The organism is Cuspidothrix issatschenkoi CHARLIE-1, assembly GCF_002934005.1.
Lineage (GTDB): Bacteria > Cyanobacteriota > Cyanobacteriia > Cyanobacteriales > Nostocaceae > Cuspidothrix > Cuspidothrix issatschenkoi.
The window spans coordinates 1-1,557 of the sequence record NZ_PGEM01000069.1; the positions used below are offsets into that span (position 1 = coordinate 1).

Consider the following 1,557-nt stretch of genomic DNA (forward strand, 5'->3'; position numbering starts at 1 on the left):
AGGATTTCCGGGATTTCAGGATTTCCGGGATGAGGTATTCGGTGGTTAATTCGAGCGATCGCTGTGGGAAATTGTCTGAATCAGGATTTACAGGATGAAGTATCCGGTGGTTAATTGGTGGCGATCGCTGTGGGAAATTGTCTAATAGTTGACAGGATGTAATTTATCATCGCTTAGATACCCGACTTCTCTAAGAAGTCGGGTATCTGAATGCTACTAACCAACTTCAACAAAACAATGGAGCTAGAAAAAGCTATTAACATCAATACTGCCCAAACTGGGTAATGTACCTATGTATCCAGTTAAATTGACCACTAGATCCTGATTGGATTGAAACCCAGCAATACCATCATTTATCACTAAGTAAGTTCCCGCAATGCCGGCAGTTGTAACACTGACTAAGGCTGCACTATTTTTATCTAGAGGCTGCTTGCCAAAATTTCCATTAGCATCGTCGAATACACTGTCAACCATCTTTTCTAAGGTAGTGGCTGTACTATCAGCAGCGCGAGTGAAATTAAAAGGAGTATAAATATTTACACCAGAACCAAAGGAAGACCGTAGGTAAATTTTATCTTTCCCAATGTCAAAATTCATAATCCAAACAGGATTGGAAATTAAAGATTCTCCAAACTTCAATTGGAAAATATCATCCTTCCATGCTGTACCAATTCGCATACTTTGTAATGCCGACGAACTTGGGCTTTTATCGTCTGAAATCAGGTTCCAAATTTCTGAACCTAGCCTTATGCTAATCCAATCTACCATTGAATTTGTCAATAAACTTGCTACTCCACCTGCTGCTATTGGTAGCAACCAAATAAATATCCCCCAGCTAGGGGTAGGGGATACTTTTATTTTACTGATTGTCTCGGCTGCGCTCACAACTACTTCTGAAAGAAAAAACTTTATGATTGCACTAGTCCAAGCCTCTCCTTTTGTTAAACCCTCTTTTTCAAATTTTTCTACATCAGGAAAGGACATACCGGCATTAACTGAAAGGAAAAATTTGTTAACCGCACTGTTCCACCACTTTGGAAACTCTAACTCTACATCAATGATTTCATTGAGTTCGCCTTTAAATATCGACTTCTTTACTGAGAACCATGTGTCCAAAAATTTCTTAAATGTTTCTGTATCCTTTAAGATAGTATCATCATTAGCAATAGTTCCCGTTGCTAATGCAGTGCTAATTGTTGCGCCATTGGTAGGATTGGAGAGAGTAACGGTAAAAGTCTCATCCTGTTCAAAAGTTGTATCACCGTTGACATTAAAAGTGATTACCTTGTTGCTTTCATTAGCTCCAAAGGTAATAGTACCTTTGGGAAAAACACTATTAGCAAAGTCAACAGCATTTGCAGGATTATTACCTGAACCTGCTACTGTCCAGTTGACACTATTTGTGCCTGTGGTGTTACCTGTACGGTTGACGTTAAAGGTAAAGCTTTTTATACCACTATTACCTTCAGTTTGCTTGGCATTGGAAGAGGTAATGGCTAAGGTGGTATCATCATTAGTAATAGTTCCCGTAACCAGTAAACCAAAAAGTTTTTTCCT

At 38.9% G+C, this 1,557-nt stretch carries 1 protein-coding gene; it reads right to left on the bottom strand.

Features of this window, described 5'->3' with window-relative positions:
• Positions 1-243: 243 nt before the first annotated feature.
• A partial coding sequence (locus tag CUN59_RS21405; protein WP_279327298.1) for a bluetail domain-containing putative surface protein occupies positions 244-1,557 on the bottom strand: 1,314 nt, incomplete at its 5' end.